The organism is Methylobacterium sp. CCH7-A2, from assembly GCF_001557075.1.
GTDB classification, from domain to species: Bacteria; Pseudomonadota; Alphaproteobacteria; order Rhizobiales; family Beijerinckiaceae; genus Allobosea; species Allobosea massiliensis.
The window spans coordinates 12,919-31,124 of record NZ_LSKN01000105.1; the positions used below are offsets into that span (position 1 = coordinate 12,919).

General features: G+C 68.4%; 22 protein-coding genes. 9 read left to right on the forward strand and 13 right to left on the reverse strand.

Features of this window, described 5'->3' with window-relative positions; translation table 11 throughout:
• Positions 1-85: 85 nt before the first annotated feature.
• Entirely contained in the window at positions 86-763 is a 678-nt protein-coding gene (locus AX750_RS09010; RefSeq protein WP_066715974.1) for a hypothetical protein, read from the forward strand.
• Between the two features lie 9 nt (positions 764-772).
• On the opposite strand, the gene speB is transcribed toward AX750_RS09010, so the two are convergent.
• On the reverse strand, positions 773-1,831 hold the full coding sequence (speB, locus tag AX750_RS09015; protein ID WP_197426497.1) for an agmatinase: 1,059 nt from the start codon (positions 1,829-1,831) through the stop codon (positions 773-775).
• A gap of 13 nt (positions 1,832-1,844) precedes the next feature.
• Complete coding sequence (locus tag AX750_RS09020; protein WP_197426496.1) at positions 1,845-2,357, reverse strand: GNAT family N-acetyltransferase; 513 nt, start codon at positions 2,355-2,357, stop codon at positions 1,845-1,847.
• A 192-nt stretch (positions 2,358-2,549) separates the two neighbouring features.
• Between AX750_RS09020 and AX750_RS09025 the strand changes: the two genes are divergently transcribed.
• From AX750_RS09025 to AX750_RS09035, 3 genes are all read left to right on the forward strand, one after another.
• Positions 2,550-3,635, forward strand: coding sequence for a TRAP transporter substrate-binding protein (locus AX750_RS09025; RefSeq protein WP_066715969.1), 1,086 nt, complete (start codon positions 2,550-2,552; stop codon positions 3,633-3,635).
• Positions 3,636-3,878: 243 nt separating this feature from the next.
• Entirely contained in the window at positions 3,879-4,973 is a 1,095-nt protein-coding gene (locus AX750_RS09030; protein WP_066715966.1) for a TRAP transporter substrate-binding protein, read from the forward strand.
• Between the two features lie 154 nt (positions 4,974-5,127).
• Complete coding sequence (locus AX750_RS09035) at positions 5,128-5,514, forward strand: hypothetical protein (protein WP_066715965.1); 387 nt, start codon at positions 5,128-5,130, stop codon at positions 5,512-5,514.
• Positions 5,515-5,539: 25 nt separating this feature from the next.
• On the opposite strand, the gene AX750_RS09040 is transcribed toward AX750_RS09035, so the two are convergent.
• The 5 genes from AX750_RS09040 to AX750_RS09060 all read right to left on the reverse strand — a co-directional run bounded on the left by AX750_RS09040 (position 5,540) and on the right by AX750_RS09060 (position 8,358).
• A complete protein-coding gene (locus tag AX750_RS09040) occupies positions 5,540-6,166 on the reverse strand; it encodes a uracil-DNA glycosylase family protein (protein WP_066715963.1) in 627 nt (208 codons plus the stop codon).
• Entirely contained in the window at positions 6,163-6,630 is a 468-nt protein-coding gene (locus AX750_RS09045) for a hypothetical protein (protein ID WP_066715961.1), read from the reverse strand. Before AX750_RS09045 ends, AX750_RS09040 begins: the two co-directional genes overlap by 4 nt.
• The gene (locus tag AX750_RS09050; RefSeq protein ID WP_066715960.1) at positions 6,630-7,100 is read right to left on the reverse strand and encodes a hypothetical protein; all 471 of its coding nucleotides are present in this window, start codon (positions 7,098-7,100) and stop codon (positions 6,630-6,632) included. Before AX750_RS09050 ends, AX750_RS09045 begins: the two co-directional genes overlap by 1 nt.
• Positions 7,100-7,711: a glutathione S-transferase gene (locus AX750_RS09055; RefSeq protein ID WP_066715988.1), complete on the reverse strand. Its 612-nt coding sequence runs from the start codon at positions 7,709-7,711 to the stop codon at positions 7,100-7,102. Before AX750_RS09055 ends, AX750_RS09050 begins: the two co-directional genes overlap by 1 nt.
• Before the next feature lie 95 nt (positions 7,712-7,806).
• A complete protein-coding gene (locus AX750_RS09060) occupies positions 7,807-8,358 on the reverse strand; it encodes a thermonuclease family protein (protein ID WP_082735309.1) in 552 nt (183 codons plus the stop codon).
• A gap of 86 nt (positions 8,359-8,444) precedes the next feature.
• Here AX750_RS09060 and AX750_RS09065 point away from each other — a divergent pair, with 86 nt between their 5' ends.
• Positions 8,445-9,962 (forward strand): HAMP domain-containing sensor histidine kinase, encoded by a 1,518-nt coding sequence (locus tag AX750_RS09065; RefSeq protein WP_066715984.1) that lies wholly within the window; start codon positions 8,445-8,447, stop codon positions 9,960-9,962.
• 91 nt (positions 9,963-10,053) lie between these two features.
• Positions 10,054-11,175 (forward strand): D-alanine--D-alanine ligase family protein, encoded by a 1,122-nt coding sequence (locus tag AX750_RS09070; protein ID WP_066715959.1) that lies wholly within the window; start codon positions 10,054-10,056, stop codon positions 11,173-11,175.
• On the opposite strand, the gene cobT is transcribed toward AX750_RS09070, so the two are convergent.
• Positions 11,163-12,191, reverse strand: coding sequence for a nicotinate-nucleotide--dimethylbenzimidazole phosphoribosyltransferase (gene cobT, locus AX750_RS09075; RefSeq protein ID WP_066715955.1), 1,029 nt, complete (start codon positions 12,189-12,191; stop codon positions 11,163-11,165). The genes AX750_RS09070 and cobT overlap by 13 nt on opposite strands.
• A gap of 81 nt (positions 12,192-12,272) precedes the next feature.
• On the opposite strand from cobT, the gene AX750_RS09080 reads away from it, so the two are divergent.
• Together AX750_RS09080 and AX750_RS09085 are read left to right on the forward strand one after the other, a co-directional pair.
• Complete coding sequence (locus AX750_RS09080) at positions 12,273-13,151, forward strand: adenosylcobinamide-GDP ribazoletransferase (protein ID WP_082735308.1); 879 nt, start codon at positions 12,273-12,275, stop codon at positions 13,149-13,151.
• The gene (locus AX750_RS09085) at positions 13,148-13,321 is read left to right on the forward strand and encodes a DUF1289 domain-containing protein (protein ID WP_066715954.1); all 174 of its coding nucleotides are present in this window, start codon (positions 13,148-13,150) and stop codon (positions 13,319-13,321) included. The genes AX750_RS09080 and AX750_RS09085 overlap by 4 nt, the downstream gene beginning before the upstream one ends.
• A 24-nt stretch (positions 13,322-13,345) precedes the next feature.
• On the opposite strand, the gene AX750_RS09090 is transcribed toward AX750_RS09085, so the two are convergent.
• Positions 13,346-14,179, reverse strand: a complete 834-nt coding sequence (locus AX750_RS09090) for a sulfite exporter TauE/SafE family protein (RefSeq protein WP_066715953.1) — start codon at positions 14,177-14,179, stop codon at positions 13,346-13,348.
• 328 nt (positions 14,180-14,507) lie between these two features.
• Here AX750_RS09090 and AX750_RS09095 point away from each other — a divergent pair, with 328 nt between their 5' ends.
• A complete protein-coding gene (locus tag AX750_RS09095; RefSeq protein WP_066715951.1) occupies positions 14,508-15,749 on the forward strand; it encodes an SMP-30/gluconolactonase/LRE family protein in 1,242 nt (413 codons plus the stop codon).
• A 42-nt stretch (positions 15,750-15,791) separates the two neighbouring features.
• Here the strand turns inward: AX750_RS09095 and AX750_RS09100 are convergent, their stop codons facing one another.
• From AX750_RS09100 to dusA, 4 genes are read right to left on the reverse strand one after another with little or no spacing between them, the layout of a single operon-like run.
• Positions 15,792-16,232, reverse strand: a complete 441-nt coding sequence (locus tag AX750_RS09100) for an SRPBCC domain-containing protein (protein WP_066715949.1) — start codon at positions 16,230-16,232, stop codon at positions 15,792-15,794.
• Positions 16,233-16,254: 22 nt separating this feature from the next.
• Positions 16,255-16,608, reverse strand: coding sequence for a metalloregulator ArsR/SmtB family transcription factor (locus AX750_RS09105; RefSeq protein ID WP_066715947.1), 354 nt, complete (start codon positions 16,606-16,608; stop codon positions 16,255-16,257).
• Positions 16,609-16,658: 50 nt separating this feature from the next.
• Entirely contained in the window at positions 16,659-17,111 is a 453-nt protein-coding gene (locus tag AX750_RS09110) for a PaaI family thioesterase (protein WP_066715981.1), read from the reverse strand.
• Positions 17,112-17,121: 10 nt separating this feature from the next.
• Entirely contained in the window at positions 17,122-18,135 is a 1,014-nt protein-coding gene (gene dusA / locus AX750_RS09115; protein WP_082735307.1) for a tRNA dihydrouridine(20/20a) synthase DusA, read from the reverse strand.
• Positions 18,136-18,206 lie beyond the last annotated feature (71 nt).

Genomic DNA, 18,206 nt, shown 5'->3' on the forward strand with positions numbered 1-18,206 from the left:
AAGTCCGCTCTGGACGGCGATGCCGGGGTTGCCTACCACCGCCTCGCCCTCCCCTTCGGGAGCCCTGAGACTGTGAGACGCGCCCTTGATCCCCTGGACCCAGCTGGACACGGCCACCCTGCCCGGCGCCAAGGGGCGAGAATTGCGGCTGAAGCGCCGCGGCGCCGAGTTCTCGATCATGCTCGGCACGATCGAACTCATGAACAGCCGTCTCAGCGGCTCGGAGGAGGCACTCGCCACGCTGGTCGCGGCAAGGCTGGCGGGACACACCAAGCCCCGCATCTTGATCGGCGGACTCGGCCTGGGCTTCACGCTGCGCGCCGCGCTGGCGAGTTTCCAGGAGGCGGCCGAGATCACCGTGTCGGAGCTGATCCCCGCCGTGGTCGACTGGGCAAGAGGGCCGATGGCGGAGCTCTTCGCCGGCTGCCTCGACGATCCCCGCGTCAGCATTGCCGTTCAGGATGTCGGCCGCGTCATCGCCGATGGCGCCGGGCGTTACGACGCGATCCTGCTCGATGTCGACAATGGGCCGGAGGCGCTGACGGTCGCCGCCAACGATCGGCTCTACGAGGATGGCGGGCTCGGCCTCGCCAAGGCGGCGCTGCGCCCGGGCGGCATCCTCGCCGTCTGGTCGCAGGGCCCCGACCGGCGTTTCACCGGAAGGCTGCGCCATGCCGGCTTCGCGGTCGAGGAGGTGATGGTGCGGGCCCATCGCGGCAAGTCCGGCGCGCGGCACATCATCTGGCTGGCGCGGAAGGGGTGATCACGCCCCTTAAGGCCGCCCCTTCCCCAGCGCCCGCGCCTCGGCGATCAGGCAGAGTTCGGTGAAGAGCACCTGCGCCGCGCAATGGGCGGTGTTCGAGGTCGCGTCATATTGCGGGGCGATCTCGACCACGTCGGCGGCGACGATGTCGGCGCCCTTCAGCCCGCGCAGGATGGCGAGCGCCTCGCGCGGGGTCAGTCCGCCGACCTCGGGCGTGCCGGTGCCCGGCGCGAAGGCGGGATCGAGGGAATCGACGTCGAAGGAGACATAGGTCGGCCCGTCACCGATGACGGCAAGCGCCTTGGCGATCACGGCGTCGAGGCCGAGCCCGTCCATCTCGTCGGCATGGATCACGGTCATGCCGCTCTCATAGGAGAACTCCCAGAGATATTCGGCGCCGCCGCGGATGCCGATCTGGATGACGCGCTCCGGATCCAGCACGCCATCGAGCACCGCCTGACGGAACGGGCCGCCATGGTGGAACTTCGAGCCTTCATAGGGGCCGGACGTATCGCAATGGGCGTCGATATGGACCATGCCGACCGGCCGCTTCGCGCCGACCGCCTTCAGGATCGAATAGGTGATCGAGTGGTCGCCGCCGACGGCGAGCGGCGAGACGCCGGCCTCGACGATGGTGCGGAACGTCGCCTCGATGTCCTCGTGGCAGCTCTCCAGCGAATAGCGCGAGCGGAAGGGCACATCGCCGATATCGGCCGCCTTGAGCATGGTCAGCGGCGCGGTGCCCATGACATGGTCCATCGGGCCGATGCGCTCGATGGCCCGCACGGCACGGGGCCCGAGCCGCGTACCGGCGCGGTTGGTGACGCCGAGATCCATCGGCAGACCGATGATCGCGACATCGAGCCCTCCAAGGGCCGGAGCGGACAGCGCATCGGGGCGATAGGGCGCGCCGAGAAAGGTCGCGACGTCCGAGAACGGCCATTTCCGCTTGTCACCCTGGAACTGGCCGGCGGCGACCCTGGCGAAGTGGGGATCGTGGATTTCGGCGCCGCTGGCGTCCGCATAGCGCTGCCGCAGCCGCGCGAGCTTCTCTTGGTCCATTCTCACTCCTTGCGGCCTCTCAGGCCGGCAGACGTTCGAGCAGCGTCACGGAACTGCCGTGATAATCCGTCGATCGATAGCTCTTGTATCCGAGCTTGGAGGCGACCCGGAAGGAGGCTTCATGCGCAGGATCGATCATGCAGACGCAACGCCGGTCGCCCTGCGTCGCGGCGAACCAGCCTTGCGCTGCCCGCGCCGCCTCGCTCGCATAGCCCCTGCCATGGGCCGCGGCGGCGAGAATCCAGCCGATCTCGGGCGCCGCGTCGAAATCCGGCCCAAGGTCCCGGCGGCCGTAGAACAAGCCGACCTCTCCGATGACGGCACCGCTCGCCTTCTCCTCGACCATGAACAGGCCGTGCCCGAACAGCGACCAGTGTCCGGCGATGCGCAGGAGACGCTGCCACGCTTCCTCGCGATCGAGCGTGCGCCCTCCGACGAAGCGCACCACAGCAGGATCGCTGCGCCACGCGTGAAGCGCGTCGAGATCATCGGCCTGGGGTGGGCGCAGGCGCAGGCGTTCGGTGTCCAGCATCGGCTGCATTAACCACCTACGGCAACGCCTGGCCAAGAGGGCGCTCAACCTAGTCGAAAGTTGAATGCGACTTGCCCGAAAACGCTCGCGAAGGGCAGAGGCTTCCTCTAGAAAGCTGAGCAAGTCTCAATGCTTGGCGAGCGCGGCCGAACCGCCTCCCACCGCCACAACACTCCGAGGAGATGTCCCCACATGAAGCGCCGTCAGTTCATCCAGACCGCCACCGCAGGCGCCGCCGCCGCGGCGATCGCCTCCCCCGCCGTCGCGCAGGCGAATCCCGAGGTGAAGTGGCGTCTGGCATCCTCCTTCCCGAAGTCGCTGGACACGATCTATGGCGGCGCCGAGGTCATGGCGAAGATGGTCTCCGAGCTGACCGACGGGAAGTTCCAGATCCAGGTCTTCGCGGCCGGCGAAATCGTTCCGGCGCTGCAGGCTGCCGACGCCGTTACCAACGGCACGGTCGAGATGTGCCACACCGTCTCCTACTACTATGTCGGCAAGGACCCGACCTTCGCAGTGGCGGCCTCGGTGCCGTTCGGCCTGAATGCGCGCGGCCAGAACGCCTGGCTCTTCCAGGGCGGCGGCAACGACCTGTTCAACGAGTTCTACAAGAAGTTCAACATCTACGGCCTGCCCTGCGGCAACACCGGCGCCCAGATGGGCGGCTGGTTCCGCAAGGAAATCAAGACGCCGGCGGACCTGCAGGGCCTGAAGATGCGCATCGGCGGCATCGCCGGCCAGGTGCTCGCCAAGCTCGGCGTCGTGCCGCAGCAGATCGGCGGCGGCGACATCTATCCGGCGCTGGAAAAAGGCACCATCGACGGCGCCGAGTGGGTCGGCCCCTATGACGACGAGAAGCTCGGCTTCTCCAAGGTCGCGCCGTTCTACTACTATCCCGGCTTCTGGGAGGGTGGCCCGACCGTCCACGCCTTCGTCAACCTGGAAAAGTGGAACGCGCTGCCGAAGGCCTATCAGGCCGCGCTCACCGCCGCCTGCACCTATGCCAACACCCAGATGGCGGCCCGCTACGACATGCAGAACCCGGCCGCGCTGAAGCGCCTCGTCGGCGCCGGCACGCAGCTGCGCCCCTTCTCGCAGGAAATCCTGGAGGCCTGCCTCAAGGCCTCGAACGAGCTTTACAGCGAGATCTCGGCCAAGAACCCCGAGTTCAAGAAGGCGATCGACGCCATGGCTGCCTTCCGTGGCGACCAGTACCTCTGGTGGCAGGTGGCGGAGCTCAGCTTCGACGTCTTCCAGGTCCGCTCGCGCGCTCGCTGATCTCGCGCTGCGGAGGGCAGCGCCCTCATCCACGGGAAAGCCCGGCTTCGGCCGGGCTTTCTGCGTTTAGGGAACGGCACAGCCGCGCCTCGCGCAGGGCTCCGGCCTTCCCTAACGGAATTCATGCGAAGAACGCATGCTTTGCATGCATTTTTTGCTTGCGCTCACGCTCAGACCTGCTTTGCTGGCGAAATCGTGATGCTCGGCCAACGGGCACACAAGGCTCCAGGGGAGGAGACAGGAATGAAGCGTCGTCAATTTCTGAAGGTAGCGGGCACAGGGGCTGCCGCGGGTGTGATCGCCAGCCCGGCCATCGCGCAGGCGACGCCGGAGGTCCGCTGGCGCGTCACCTCCTCCTTCCCCAAATCGCTCGATACGATTTACGGCGCGTCCGAAGTGCTGGCCAAGGCGGTGTCGGAAGCGACGGACGGAAAGTTCCAGATCCAGGTCTTCGCCGCCGGCGAGATCGTGCCCGGCCTTCAGGCGGCCGACGCGGTGACCAACGGCACCGTCGAGATGTGCCACACCGCATCGTACTACTATGTCGGCAAGGATCCGACCTTCGCCTTCGGCACGGCCGTGCCCTTCGGGCTGAATGCGCGCCAGCAGAACGCCTGGTTCTACCATGGCGGCGGCAACGAGCTGCTGAACGAATTCTACAAGAAATACAACATCTATGCCCTTCCCGGCGGCAATACCGGCTGCCAGATGGGTGGCTGGTTCCGCAAGGAGATCAAGACGGTCGCCGACCTGCAGGGCGTGAAGATGCGCATTGGCGGCTTCGCCGGGCAGGTCTTGTCCAAGCTCGGCGTCGTGCCGCAGCAGATCGCCGGCGGGGACATCTATCCGGCGCTCGAAAAGGGCACCATCGACGCGGCTGAATGGGTGGGCCCCGCGGATGACGAGAAGCTCGGCTTCAACAAGGTCGCGCCGTTCTACTATTACCCCGGCTGGTGGGAGGGCGGCGCTTCGCTGCACTTCTTCCTGAATACGGCCAAATGGGACGCGCTGCCGAAGCTCTACAAATCCGTGCTCACCACCGCAGCGGCGCTGGCGAATGTCGATATGCAGGCCAAGTACGACGCCCGCAATCCTGGCGCGCTCAAGCGTCTCGTCGGCGCCGGAGCCCAGCTGCGGCCGTTCTCGCAGGAGATCCTCGAGGCCTGCCTGAAGGCGTCGAAGGAAGTCTATGCCGAGACCTCGGCGAAGAACCCGGACTTCAAGAAGGTCTACGACGCCATGTCGGCCTTCCGGAACGATGAGTATCTCTGGTTCCAGATCGCCGAATATACCTACGACAACTTCCTGATCCGCGCGCGCGCGGCCAATCAGCTCTGACAAGGAGCGACCGGCCGCTCCGCGGCCCAACTGACCCCACACCCCGGTCGCGAGGCCGGGGTTTTCCGATTCGGGGGCCCGCCCTATGCTGGCGCCACAGCGCCGCCTTCTTGTGCGGCGAGCCTACGGAAGATTCCCTTCTCGGACCGAGCTCATGATCCGCGTAACCGCCACGGCCCTCGCCCTTCTGCTGACCGCGGCGGCGGCTCCGGCCCAGTCGATCGGCGAGCCCCTGCCCGGCCGCGGCCCTGCGAAGCAGCGCGTGAAGCCGGTCCCGGCCGATGTCGGCGGCACGCGCTCCTGCCCCGAATACGGGCCCGGCTTCGTGCGCGTCGAGGGGTCGACCTCCTGCGTCCGCGTCGGCGGGTCGGTGCGGGTCGAGATGGGCAAGAGTTCGCGCAGCGGCTTCGGCACCTCGACCGGCGCGCTGGTCCAGCTCGAAGGACGTGGCGAGTCGACGCTCGGGCCGGTGCGCGGCGTGCTGCGGATGCGCGGGCAGCTCGATCGCGGGCTCGACTCGGGCAGCTACAATTACCGCTGACCGGTTCGGCGTGACGCGCCTGCGCTCATGCCACCAGCCGAGCGACTTCGCGGCGGAGCACGGGCAAAAGCTCCTGCTCGAACCAAGGATGCTTCCGCAGCCAGCCATTGTTGCGCCAAGAGGGATGCGGCAGCGGGATGATGCGAGGCGTCAGCGGCCGATCGAGGATCGTCCGCCATTGCGCCACCGTCTGCGAGAGGGTCCCGCCGCGCGCGGGGCCGAGATGCCAGGCCTGGGCGTACTGCCCGATGGCCAGCACGAGTTCGACCGCAGGCAGCGCAGCGAAGACGCGGTCTCGCCAGAGCGGCGCGCATTCGGCTCGCGGCGGCAGGTCGCTGCCCTTCGCGTCAAGCCCAGGGAAACAATGGCCCATCGGCACGATCGCCACCCGCGACGCGTCGTAGAAGCGAGCCTCGTCGAGGCCGAGCCATTGCCGAAGCCGCACGCCGGACGGATCGGTGAAGGGCCGTCCGCTGGCATGGACCCGTGTCCCCGGCGCCTGCCCAGCGACGCAGAGCCGGGCCGTGGCCGAGGCCTGGACGACCGGACGTGGCTCATGGGGAAGCGGCGGACCGCGCAACGGTGCATCCCGGCAAACCCGGCAGGCCCGCAGCTCGCGCAGAAGGGTGTTCAGCCCGTCCTGCGTCGTCATCGGCGGGCGAGGCGTGCGGAAGGCGGCGCCGCGGAGATCAACCCGTCGCAGCTCCAGGCGGGCGCGCCGGCGCTGGCTCCTTCGGTATCGCCCGCCGCGACGGTTCCCATGGCATTGATCTCGCCACCCGGCTGCCGGCGCAGGATGTAGAGCCGCTCGCTGCGCTCGACCGTGAAGCAATAGGTCCGCCGCGTCTCGCGCGGGCCATAATAGTAGCAGACGGAATCGGCGGTGGTGGTCCAGCAGGCGTCGGTGTTGGGCACGCCGCGGTTATGGCCCGTGGCGCGGCCGTCGGGATGGTGATGTTCGCTGAAGGGGCGGTTGGTGCCGGCATAGCGGCCGGCGACGGTGTTGCCTTCGAAGGCCTTGCGGATCGCCTCGCCGTCGAGGCGCTCCGCGGCGCGCGCGGCGCCGCCCGCCCCCATGAGCACGATGAGGACCGACAGGGCGATCCGAGCCTGCATCACCGCGAAGCGACGCGCCGTCGCGTCATCGGGATCTCCGGCGCCTTCGAGATCAGCCCGTCGCAATACCAGGCCTCGCCATGGTCACTGTGCTTGCGCGGATTGCCCGGCTCGACCGAGGCCAGCGCATTGATCTGGCGATTGCCGGCATTGCGCAGGATGTAGAGGTCGCGGTTCAGCTCCACGGTGAAGCAATGCACCGTGCGCTCGCTCTGCGGGCCATAGTAATAGCAGACCTGGTCGGCGCGTGTGGTCCAGCAAGCGTCGCGGTTCGGCTGCCAGCCATTGTGCCCGAGCGCGCGGCCGTCCGGGTCGTGATACTCGGTGAAGAAGCCGCCATTGGTGTAGCGGCCGCTGACGGTGTTGCCCTCGAAGGCGCGCCGGATCGCACCGCCGTCGAGACGCTCGGCCGCCCGCGCCGGCCCGATCAGCGCGGCCAGCGCCGCCAGCAGGAGGAGGCCGGTCCGCATCAGGCCTTCCAGCTCGGTCGCGCGGTCAACTCGGCATGCCAGCGCCGGATCTGGACGAAATCCTCCGGCAGCGGAATGCGCGAGGGCTTCATGAAGTCAATCGCGATGCCGGCCGTGATGTCGGCGACCGTGAGCTCCTCGCCGCAGACCAAGCGGCTGCCGGCGAGCTGAAGTTCGAGCAGCCAGAGGTGATCGTCGATCTGCTCGCGATTGGCCTCGGCCCATTCGGGCACCTGCGTCTCGAGCTCCGCCATCGAGGGGTGGGAGTGGCGAAACACCGCCGCGACGGCGGCGAAGAGACCGAGCTCGATGCGCCGGTTCCACATCTCGACCAGGGCCTGCTCGCGCGCATCGCGGCCGAAGAGCGGCGGCAGCGGGTGCAGGCTCTCGACATAGCGGCAGATCGCGATGGTCTCGGCCAGGGCCGTCCCGTCGTCCAGCACCAGCACCGGCAGGCGCTGCGCGGGGTTGAGCTTCGTGAAGGCCTCGCTCTTGTGCTCGCGCTTGCCGATGTCGACCGGCACGAGTTCGGGCAGCGGCACGCCCTTCTCGGCGAAGAAAATCCGCACCCTGCGCGGATTGGGAGCCCGCCCGCCATCGTAAAGCTTCATCGAGATCCTCTCCCCGTCGCCGCGCGACCCGACCATGACGGGGGCGGAGCGGTCAATTCCTTTCCAGCCGTTTCGTGATGGTTCTGTGGCGGCCTTCAGTGCGGGTGCATCCGCCGCCAGGTCTCCGGCCGCTCGAACCGCAACGCCCAGAGGCCGCGCCCCGCCGCCTGGGCCTGCGCCTCCTCGCTGCGATAGCCGCCATAGGCGACGGCATGACCCTCGCGCACCAGGGTGGCGTTGATGTCGGTCTCGCCCTGCCGGCATTGCGCCAGCCCCCGGCCGTAGCGATCGATCTTGCCGATCTCGCAGGTGACGAGACCGCGCGCCAGAAGGGCCTCGAGCGCGCGGCGCGACGCGCGACCGCACTCCACCGTGCGCCCGCCGGGATCGGTGCAGGTCTGGCGGAATTCGGGGGCATCCAGGCCCTGCAGCCGCAACTCCTCGCCGGCCAGGCGCAGGGAATCGCCGTCGATCGCGCGGGCGATCCCGACCAGCGAGCGCGCCGGGCCGAGACGGTACTGCAGCACGGCACCCGCGATGGCGAGCAGGCCGAGCAGGCCCAGCGCCACGACGAGGTCGACCGGACGGCCGACCCGCCGCCAGCCGAGGGGGCCATCCTTCCAGCGGGGGAATCCGAAGCGCGCCATCAAGTCGAGCTTAACGATTTGCCGACCATGATGGCAGACCCGGCGCGCACCCCGTGCCCCGGCAGAGGATGTCGCGTTTCTCGACCATGGCGGAAGTGACGGCTGAACAGGTGCAGCGCGGGCGCGGGCCGGACCCGACGGCCGTCGCACGCCGCAAGCTCGTCACCCGCGAGGTCAAGTCCGTGCGCGAGCGGCTGACCTCGTCCACAGGGCTGGAGCGGGCTTTCGACAACGAATTGCTGCGTGTCTTCGCCGAGTATCGGATGAACGGCTCGGTCGGCACGCTGGTCCTGGCTCTCGCGATCGCCGCCGCCGCCTGCCTGTGGGTTCCGGTCTACAAGGTCACGCCCTGGGTCGGTGCGGTGCTGCTGTCGACCATGCTCGTCGTCGTGATGAGCCGGCGCTTCCTGGCGGAACCGGCCAGCGGGGTCGCCATCCGGCGCTGGCGGCGGGCCTTCGCCGTTGCCGAAGGGCTGCAGGGCATCACCTGGGCGCTGATGGTGGTGATCTTCGCGCAGGTGGATGCGCCCGGCGCCAAGGTCTTCGTGACGACGACGCTGCTGATCGTGAGCGCGCTCACCGTGATGCTGGCGGCCTCGATCCCCATGGCGGTTTATGCGGGCATCGTCCCGATCATGATCGGCATCGCCGCCTTCTTCTGGGGGCGCACCGACATGGACAGCCTGACGACCGCGGTCATGGCCGCCGCCGCGCAGCTGTTCTTCGTCTTCCTCGCCAATCGCCTCTATGCCAGCTCGGTCTCGACCATCGCCTTCCGGGCCGAGAAGGACGCGCTGATCGCGGAACTCGAGACCGCGAACGCCAATTCCGACGAGGCTCGGCGCAAGGCGGAAGAGGCCAATCTCGCCAAGTCGCGCTTCCTGGCGACGATGAGCCACGAACTGCGCACGCCGCTCAACGCCATCCTCGGCTTCTCCGAGGTGATGAAGAACGAGGTGTTCGGCGAGCACGCCAACGCCGCCTACAAGGAATATTCCGGCGACATCCATGGCTCGGGGCAGCACCTGCTCGAGCTGATCAACGAAATCCTCGACCTGTCGCGCATCGAGGCCGGCAAATACGAGCTGCATGAGGAGGCGCTGTCGCTCGCCGACATCACGGAGGACTGCCGGCACATGCTCAACCTGCGCGCCAAGGCGAAGAGCCAGACGATCAGGGAGGCGGTCGAGCCCGACCTGCCCAAGGTCTGGGCCGATGAGCGGGCAATCCGACAGGTCGTCCTCAACATCCTCTCGAATGCGATCAAGTTCACGCCGCCGGGCGGCGAGATCACCATCAAGGTCGGCTGGACGGCGAATGGCGGGCAGTATGTCTCGATCGCCGATACCGGCCCCGGCATTCCCGAGGACGAGATCCCGGTCGTCCTGCAGACCTTCGGGCGCGGTTCGCTGGCGATCAAGACGGCCGAACAGGGCTCGGGCCTCGGCCTCCCGATCGTCAAGGGCCTCATCGATCTTCATGGCGGCGGCTTCAGCCTGAAGTCCAAGCCGCGCGCCGGAACGGAGGTGACGGTCACGCTGCCGCCGGTGCGCGTCATGGACACGTTGGCCGCCCTGCCCGAACCCGAAACGCGCGCCGCGTGATTCCTGCCCGAATCGTGCCACAGCTTCCGCCGCCATCTTTCTACCGCCGACCTGCCCTCCCAGCCTCCCCCTGCCCTCGGACTGTTCGATCATGACCCGGAAAACGCGTGTCGCCGTGCTCTATGGCGGGAAATCGGGCGAGCACGAGGTCTCGCTGAAGTCGGCGGCGTCCGTGCTGCGCTATCTCGACCGTGAGCGCTTCGAGCCGGTGCCTGTGAGCATCGACAAGAATGGCCGCTGGCAGTGTCATGATCTGCGCCGGATCGAGGCCGCCAACACGGAGAGCCTGCCGATCCCGGCCGAGTCACCGTCGGTTCGCTTCGAGCCCCAGGCGGATGGACGAACCGCGATCCTGCCCAGCGACGCCGATGCCGCTGCGATCGCGCCCGTGGACGTCGTGTTCCCGGTGATCCATGGCCCGCTCTGCGAGGACGGCTCGCTGCAGGGGCTGCTCGAACTCGCGGGCGCCGCTTATGTCGGCTCGGGCGTGCTCGGCTCGGCGGTCTCGATGCACAAGGACATCGCCAAGCGGCTCGCGGCGCTGGCGGGCCTGCCCGTCGCGCCCTATTTTGCGGTCGCGCGCCGCGACTATCGCCGGGCCCCCGTCGCCGCGACCGAAGCCGCCCGCGCCGGGCTGACGCTGCCGGTCTTCGTCAAGCCCTGCAACATGGGCTCGAGCGTCGGCGTTCACAAAGTGAAGCGCTGGGAGGATCTCGACGCCGCGCTGGCGGACGCCTTCGAATACGACCTCAAGGTCCTCATCGAGCAGGGCATCGACGCCCGCGAGATCGAGGTGGCCGTCCTCGACGGCGAACCGCCGGTGGCGAGCGTCGCCAGCGAGCTCAATGCCGGCCCGCAGCACGAGTTCTACTCCTACGAGGCGAAATACATCGATCAGGACGGCGCCAGCGTCGACCTGCCCGCCCGGCTCGACGCGGCGCAGATGGCGCGCGTGCGGCAGCTCGCCATCGACGCCTTCGTGGCGCTCGACTGCAGCGGGCTGGCGCGCGTCGACTTCTTCCTCGACCGCCAGAGCGGGGCCTTCTACTTCAACGAGATCAACACGCTGCCGGGCTTCACCGCGATCAGCATGTATCCGAAGATGATGGAAGCCTCGGGCATGCCCTACCCCGCCCTTCTGACGCGGCTGGTCGAACTGGCGCAGGAGCGCCATGCCGAGCGGGCGGGGCTGAGGACGAGCTACGAGGCCTGATCCTTCCCCGCCACGCCAGCCTGCGCGAAGGTCGCCATGCCGTTGTGGATCGCGGCCGCCGCCTTGACGAGGCTGGCGGCGAGAGCGGCGCCCGAGCCTTCGCCGAGGCGCATGTCGAGCGCCAGCAGCGGCGCCTTGCCGAGCGTCGCCAGCACCTGCGCATGGGCGCCCTCGGCCGAGAGATGGCCGGCGATGCAGTGGTCGATCGCGGAGGGCTCGATCGCGTGTAGGATGGCGGCGGCGGCCGTCACCACATAACCGTCGAGGATCACGGGAATGCGCTGCGAGCGGGCGGCGATGATGGCGCCGCAGATCGCCGCGACCTCGCGCCCGCCCAGACGGCGCAAGACCTCGAGCGGGTCCTTGAGATGGGGACGGTGGAGCGCGATGCCGGCCTCGACGGCGGCGATCTTCCGCTTCAGCCCGTCATCGTCGAGCCCGGTGCCGCGGCCGCACCAGAAGGCGGCATCGCCGCCATAGAGCGCGGCATAGATCGCGGCGGCCGAGGTGGTGTTGCCGATGCCCATCTCGCCGAGGCAGAGCAGATCCGTGCCGCCGACCAGCGCCTCCATGCCGAAGGCCATGGTGGCGACGCAGGCGCGCTCGTCGAGCGCGTCGGTTTGCGTGAAATCCCCCGTCGACAAATCGAGGGCGAGGTCGAAGACCTTGAAGCCGAGATCGAAGGCGGCGCAAATCTGGTTGATCGCCGCGCCGCCGGCCGCGAAATTCTCCAGCATCTGGCGGGTCACGGCCTGCGGAAAGGCCGAGACACCCTGCGCCACGACGCCGTGATTGCCCGCGAAGACGCAGACCAGGGGACGGTCGACCGAGGGCTTGCCTTTGCCCTGCCAGGCGGCGAGCCATTCGGCGATCTCCTCCATGCGGCCGAGGCTGCCGGCGGGCTTGGTCAGCTCTTTGTCGCGGGCGCGCACCAGGTTGGCGGCCGCCATGTCGGGGCCGGGCATCGCCGCGATCAGCTCGCGGATGTCGTCGAAGGGCAATCCAGAAACGGCCATGGCGGACTCTGTGGCTAAGGACGGGCGGCGAGGCTTCGGCGATGGCCCCGCCATCGTCGCTGCTGCTATAGGCTGCAGGGGATGAAGACAATCGAGGACAGGGATGAGGCGGCGCCGCAGGCCGCACCCGTGCCGCCGGCGAATGCCGAGCCGGCCTGGCCGGGCTGGGCCGTGGCCACCGCGATCTGCATCCGCTTCTATTCGCGCCTGCCGGTGCCGGCCCTGCCTGGCGAGGCCGATCCCCATGCCGCGCCCGATTTCCGCACCGTGCCGCGCGCCCTGCCCTTCGCGGCGCTGATCATCGCCCTGCCGGCGGCATTCGTGCTGGCTGGAGCCGGAGCCGCGGGGCTCGGCGGGCTGCTCTCGGCCACGCTCGCCATCGCGACGCTGGCCCTGACGACGGGCGCCCTCCATGAGGACGGGCTCGCCGACAGCGCAGACGGGCTCTTCGGCGGGCGCACGCCGGAGCGCCGGCTCGAGATCATGAAGGACAGCCGGCTCGGCAGCTATGGCGCCCTGGCGATGGGACTGGCGCTGCTGCTGCGCGTCTTCGCGCTGGCGCTGATCCTCGACCGGGCCGGGCCTCTGGCAGCGAGCGGTGCCCTCATGGCGGCGGCCGTGCTGTCGCGCCTGTCGGGCCTGCATCTGCTGGCCGGGATGGCGCCGGCCCGCCCGGTGGGTGCCTCGGCGTCGGTCGGGCGGCCGAGCCTGCAGACCGCCTGGCTGGCCTCCGCCCTTGGCCTCTTGCTCGCGGGCGGGCTCGCGCTGCCGTTTCGACTGCCACTCGCGGGGCTCGGGCTCGGGCTCGCGCTGATCGCCCTCGATGCGCTTCTCGTCAGGCGCCTTTGCCGGCGGCTGATCGGCGGCCAGACCGGCGATATCGCGGGAGCGACGCAGCAGCTCGACGAGATCGTGCTCTATCTCGGCTTCGCGCTGATGCTGGGGACTGGCCTGTCGTGACCGGCATCTCCTCGCCCTGCATCAAGCTCTGCCAGCTCGACCCGGCGACGCGGCTCTGCCTCGGCTGCGGCCGCTCGCTCGACGAGATCGGGCGCTGGAGCCACCTGAGCGAGGCGGAGCGCCTCGCGATCATGGCGCGGCTGGCGGGGCAGACGCCCCGCAAGACCTGAGGCGCGGCGTCGGCGCGTGGTCTGTCAGACCACCAGCGACCAGATGAAGCGGGCCGCGACAAGCAGCAGGAACAGGCCGAAGACGACCTCGAGCTTGCGCTTCGAGAGCCGGTGGGCGAGACGCGCGCCGATCGGCGCCGTCCAGATCGAGGTCGGGATGAACAGGATGAAGCCGATCAGCGAGACATAGCCGAGCGAGAGCGGCGGCAGCACGTCCAGCTTGGGCCAGCCGGCATAGATGAAGCCGAGCGCGCCGGGGATCGAGATCAGCACGCCGAGCCCCGAGGAGGTCGCGACCGCCTGGTGGATCGGGCGACCATAGAAGGTCATGAACAGGCTGGAGAGCTGTCCGCCGCCAATGCCCATCAGCGCCGAGAGCACGCCGATGACGCCGCCATAGATCGTCATCAGGACCTTGCCCGGCATCTCGGTGCCGAGCTGCCAGCGGTCCGACGCGAAGAGAAGCCGCAGCGCGCTGAAGATTGCGACGATGACGAAGATGATCTTGAACAGGTCGGCGGGCGCGAACCGGGCGATGTAGCTGCCGGCGATAACGCCGAGAACAACGGGAACCGCCCAGATCTTCAGGATCGACATGTCGACCATGCCCTTGGCGCGATGGGCGTTGAAGGAGCGGATCGAGGTCGGGATGATCACCGCCAGCGAGGTGCCGACGCAGAGCGGCATGCGGACATCCTCGGGCACGCCGATCACGCGGAAGACCTCGTAAAGGATCGGCACGATGACGGCGCCGCCGCCGACGCCGAAGACGCCCGCGAGCAGCCCGGTGATCGCCCCCGCCGCGACCAGCGAGATGGCGAGGAAGACGAGGTCGCCGACGGGAATTCCAGCAAGCATGACAGCGTTCCGATAGAAGGGGAGGCTGCTGTGGGGGATTTCCGGCGCCGGAGCAAGCGCGGCAGGGCGGAGCCGATATGCAGCGATGATCCGTCGTGCGCGGTCGGGCGCTGTCGCGCGCCCAGCAACACGCGTGCCGCGGGAAGGCTGCACGCATGCTCGCCTTGCGCGGCAGCCCCTACGCCGAGGCCGCTCGACCGCGGCACGGCCTGCTGATGATCTGCGCAGCGTCCGTCCGCCATGGGCGAGCAATTGCGAGGAGACCGTCAAAACGCAGCGAGACCGGCAGCAAGCCGGACAGCCATCAACAATCTGGGAGGATAAAGCGATGACAGACCCTACTGTTCACGACCATGGTCCCACCGAGACGAAAGAAGCGATCCTGTCGCGGCGCCGCCTGATCCACGCCGCAGGGCTCGGGGCGCTGGCCGCCGCCACCGGGCCGGCCTTGGCCCAGTCGACCGCCAATCGGCCGTCCCCACCCACCACCGTCACCACGCCGCCGCGCGATTTCAGCCGCCAGGGCGCTCCGACGACCTATTTCTGGGACCCGGACGTGATCGCGCTCGATCCGGCCTTCAACGGGCTGGCGCAGCCCAATGCGGCGATCCAGCGGATCTGGACCGGCGGCCTCTGGGTCGAGGGGCCGGCCTGGAACGCGCAGGGTCAGTACCTCGTCTGGAGCGACATCCCGCGCAACCGCCAGATGCGCTGGATCGAGGATGACGGCCATGTCAGCGTCTTCCGCGCGCCCTCGGGCAACAGCAACGGCAACAGCTTCGATTTCCAGGGACGGCAGCTCTCGTGCGAGCACCTGAACCGCCGGGTCGTGCGCTACGAGCTCGACGGCTCGGCGACGGTGCTGGCGGACTCGTTCGACGGAAAGAAGCTGAACTCGCCCAACGACATCGTTGCCCATCCCGACGGCAGCTACTGGTTCACCGATCCGCCCTATGGCGGGCAGCTCTACGAGGGCGCGCCCGACGCTCCGGGCGGCCCGAGCAACGCCAATGGCAAGATCAATCCCCGCCTCGGCCAGCCGCCGGGCATCGGGCTCGCCAAGCGGGAACTGCCGACCAACACCTACCGCATCGACCCGAGCGGGCGCGTCGAGCTCGTCGTGCCGGAATCGCAGGTGCCGGACCCCAACGGCCTGTGCTTCTCGCCCGACTTCAAGCGGCTCTACATCGCCTCGACCGGCAAGGGACCGGGCGATACCGGGCCGGGCGGCAAGGGCGACATCCATGTCTTCGATGTCGGCGCCGACAACAAGCTCAGCAATGGCCGCGTCTTCTCGGACTGCATGTTCGACGGCGTGAATTGCGGGCCGGACGGGTTGCGCTGCGATGTCGAGGGCAATCTCTGGGCTTCGTCCAACGCCGGACGCAATGTCGGCTATAACGGCGTCAACGTCTTCAACCCCGCCGGCAAGCTGATCGGCCGCATCCGCCTGCCGGAGGTCTGCGGCAATATCTGCTTCGGCGGGCCGAAGCGGAACCGCCTGTTCATGGCGGCGAGCCAGTCCATCTACGCGCTCTATCTGGGTACGCAGGGCGCCGGGCCAGGCTGAAGACCGCGCTGCGACCGGCCCGGCGCAAGGCCGGGCCGGCCGTCAGGCGAAGAGCGCCTCCAGTTTGGCGAGCGAGCCGGTCCAGCCATGGGTGTGGCCCTTGACCGCTTGCTCGTCGAAGAGCTGCTCGTGCAGCAGGGTCAGGATCGTGCCAGCGCCGTCGGGCTTGAAGGTGACCGTGACCTGCGAGACGCGCTCGGGCGTCGTGATCCAGGACCAGGAGAAGACCAGCTTCTCGTTCGCGACGACCTCGGCATAGATGCCGGAGACCTCGTGACGCTCGCCAGTGTCCTCCAGCATCACCGCGCGAAAACCGCCCCCGACGCGTGCATCGACCGAGACCTCCTGCGTCTCGACATTTTCCGGTCCGAACCACTGCATCAGCAGCTTCGGATCGGTCCAGGCCTCGAAGACCTCGGCCGGTGTAGCGTTGAGCCGGCGCTTGATCGTCAGGCTCGGCGTCGTCGGCACATCCCTGTCCATGAACGATCCTTGCGGTCGGCGCTCAATCTGCATCGGCGGGGGTTTTGCGGCGTGCCTCCAGCATCGCCTCCAGCGCGTCGAGGCGCTGCGTCCAGAATCTTTGATAGCTTGCGAGCCAGCCCATCGCCTCCTCCATCGGGTCGGCATTGAGGCGGCAGGAGACGGTACGCCCCTTCTTCGTCCGCGTGATCAGCCCGGCATCCGACAGCACGTCGAGATGCTTCATCACCGCCGGCAGCGACATCGCGAAAGGCCGCGCCAGTTCGCTGATCGAGACCGCCTCTTCGCCCTCGAGACGCGCCAGCAGCGCCCGGCGGGTCGGGTCCGACAGCGCCGCGAAGGTTCTGTCGAGCTGCGAGGATTCCAACTTAACCATTGCGTTAAGTTACTTTGGGGCGGCCGGGTGCGTCAACAGCGACGGGCGCGTCAATCCGACACGCCTTCGCGGCCGCCGACGGCCATGCAGGTGGCGGTCAGCATAGCGCAGAGCTTCTCGTCTCCGTCACGGACCGCGAAGACCTCGGCAAGGGCCAGCGTCAGCGTCCGCCCGGCCTTGACCACCTTGCCCCGCGCGATGAGCCTGTCGCCGGCGGCAGGCGCGAGCAGGTTGATCTTGAACTCGGCGGTCAGCACGCCCACCCCTGCCGGCATCCGGGTCAAAGCCGCATAGCCGCAGGCGGAATCGGCGATGGCCGCGACCGCACCGGCATGGACGAAGCCGTGCTGCTGTGAGACCTGCGGCCCGATCGGCAGATCGATCTCGACCTCGCCCGGCGCCACGAGCAGCAGCCGCGCGCCCAGCGTCGCCATAAGGCCCTGCTTGTTGAAGCTCTCGGCGACGCGGCGGCCGATCTCGGTATCGGACAGGGCATCCGCCATCGTCAGGTCCTCAGGCGGCGCGGATGGCGTCGTGCCGCGAAACATGGGCCACCGCCGCGCGCAGATCGGCGAGGCCCGCACCGGCCGCGACGCAATGCTCGGCGAGATGGCGGCGGAACTGGCGCGCACCGGGACGGCCGGGGAACAGGCCGACGAGATGGCGCGTGAAGGCATGGAGCCGCCCGCCGGCCTCGACATAACGGGCGAGATGCGGCTCAAGCGCCTCCAACATGGCGAAGGCGTCCGCCACCGGCGCGTCCTCGCCGAAGAGCAGTGGATCGACCCGCAGCAGGATCTCCGGGTTCTGATAGGCCTCGCGCCCGATCATGACGCCATCGAGATGGGCGAGATGCCCGGCCCATTCCTCCGGGGCGCGGATGCCACCGTTGATGGCGATGGGCAGTCCCTGATGGGCCGCCTTCAGCCGATAGGCGCGGTCATAGTCGAGCGGCGGGATCTCGCGGTTTTCCTTCGGCGAGAGGCCCTGCAGCCAGGCCTTGCGGGCATGGACGATCAGCGCATCGACGCCTGCGCCCGTCACCGCCCGGGTGAGCGCGTCGAGAGCGGCTTCCGGATCCTGATCGTCGACGCCGATGCGGCATTTCACCGTGACGGGAATCGCGACGGCCGCCTTCATCGCCGCGACGCAATCCCCGACGAGCGCCGGCTCGCGCATTAGGCAGGCCCCGAAGGCGCCCCCCTGGACGCGGTCGGAAGGGCAGCCGCAGTTCAAATTGATCTCGTCATAGCCGAAATCGGCGCCGATGCGGGCGGCCTGCGCCAGCAGAGCGGGATCGTTGCCGCCGAGCTGCAGCGCGACCGGATGCTCGACCGCATCGAAGCCGATCAGCCGCTGCCGGTCGCCGCGGATCACCGCCTGCGCCGTCACCATCTCGGTGTAGAGCCGGGCGCGACGCGACATCAGGCGGTGGATGACGCGGCAATGCCGGTCGGTCCAGTCCATCATCGGCGCGACGGAGAAGCGCCAAGTATCTGAAAACGCTTGATTTTGATTTGATTTCAAGCTCTTAGGTCCGGTACTAATTTGTCATAACATTACCAGAAAACACCCACCATTGCGGTGTTTTTCAGCCT

Excerpts from the sequence above, each read along its gene's own strand:
- AX750_RS09020 (WP_197426496.1), bottom strand. The coding sequence starts at position 2,357 with ATGCTGGACACCGAACGCCTGCGCCTGCGCCCACCCCAGGCCGATGAT.
- AX750_RS09025 (WP_066715969.1), top strand. The coding sequence starts at position 2,550 with ATGAAGCGCCGTCAGTTCATCCAGACCGCCACCGCAGGCGCCGCCGCC.
- AX750_RS09030 (WP_066715966.1), top strand. The coding sequence starts at position 3,879 with ATGAAGCGTCGTCAATTTCTGAAGGTAGCGGGCACAGGGGCTGCCGCG.
- AX750_RS09035 (WP_066715965.1), top strand. The coding sequence starts at position 5,128 with ATGATCCGCGTAACCGCCACGGCCCTCGCCCTTCTGCTGACCGCGGCG.
- AX750_RS09040 (WP_066715963.1), bottom strand. The coding sequence starts at position 6,166 with ATGACGACGCAGGACGGGCTGAACACCCTTCTGCGCGAGCTGCGGGCC.
- AX750_RS09045 (WP_066715961.1), bottom strand. The coding sequence starts at position 6,630 with ATGCAGGCTCGGATCGCCCTGTCGGTCCTCATCGTGCTCATGGGGGCG.
- AX750_RS09050 (WP_066715960.1), bottom strand. The coding sequence starts at position 7,100 with ATGCGGACCGGCCTCCTCCTGCTGGCGGCGCTGGCCGCGCTGATCGGG.
- AX750_RS09055 (WP_066715988.1), bottom strand. The coding sequence starts at position 7,711 with ATGAAGCTTTACGATGGCGGGCGGGCTCCCAATCCGCGCAGGGTGCGG.
- AX750_RS09060 (WP_082735309.1), bottom strand. The coding sequence starts at position 8,358 with ATGGCGCGCTTCGGATTCCCCCGCTGGAAGGATGGCCCCCTCGGCTGG.
- AX750_RS09065 (WP_066715984.1), top strand. The coding sequence starts at position 8,445 with ATGGCGGAAGTGACGGCTGAACAGGTGCAGCGCGGGCGCGGGCCGGAC.
- AX750_RS09070 (WP_066715959.1), top strand. The coding sequence starts at position 10,054 with ATGACCCGGAAAACGCGTGTCGCCGTGCTCTATGGCGGGAAATCGGGC.
- cobT (WP_066715955.1), bottom strand. The coding sequence starts at position 12,191 with ATGGCCGTTTCTGGATTGCCCTTCGACGACATCCGCGAGCTGATCGCG.
- AX750_RS09080 (WP_082735308.1), top strand. The coding sequence starts at position 12,273 with ATGAAGACAATCGAGGACAGGGATGAGGCGGCGCCGCAGGCCGCACCC.
- AX750_RS09090 (WP_066715953.1), bottom strand. The coding sequence starts at position 14,179 with ATGCTTGCTGGAATTCCCGTCGGCGACCTCGTCTTCCTCGCCATCTCG.
- AX750_RS09095 (WP_066715951.1), top strand. The coding sequence starts at position 14,508 with ATGACAGACCCTACTGTTCACGACCATGGTCCCACCGAGACGAAAGAA.
- AX750_RS09100 (WP_066715949.1), bottom strand. The coding sequence starts at position 16,232 with ATGGACAGGGATGTGCCGACGACGCCGAGCCTGACGATCAAGCGCCGG.
- AX750_RS09105 (WP_066715947.1), bottom strand. The coding sequence starts at position 16,608 with ATGGTTAAGTTGGAATCCTCGCAGCTCGACAGAACCTTCGCGGCGCTG.
- AX750_RS09110 (WP_066715981.1), bottom strand. The coding sequence starts at position 17,111 with ATGGCGGATGCCCTGTCCGATACCGAGATCGGCCGCCGCGTCGCCGAG.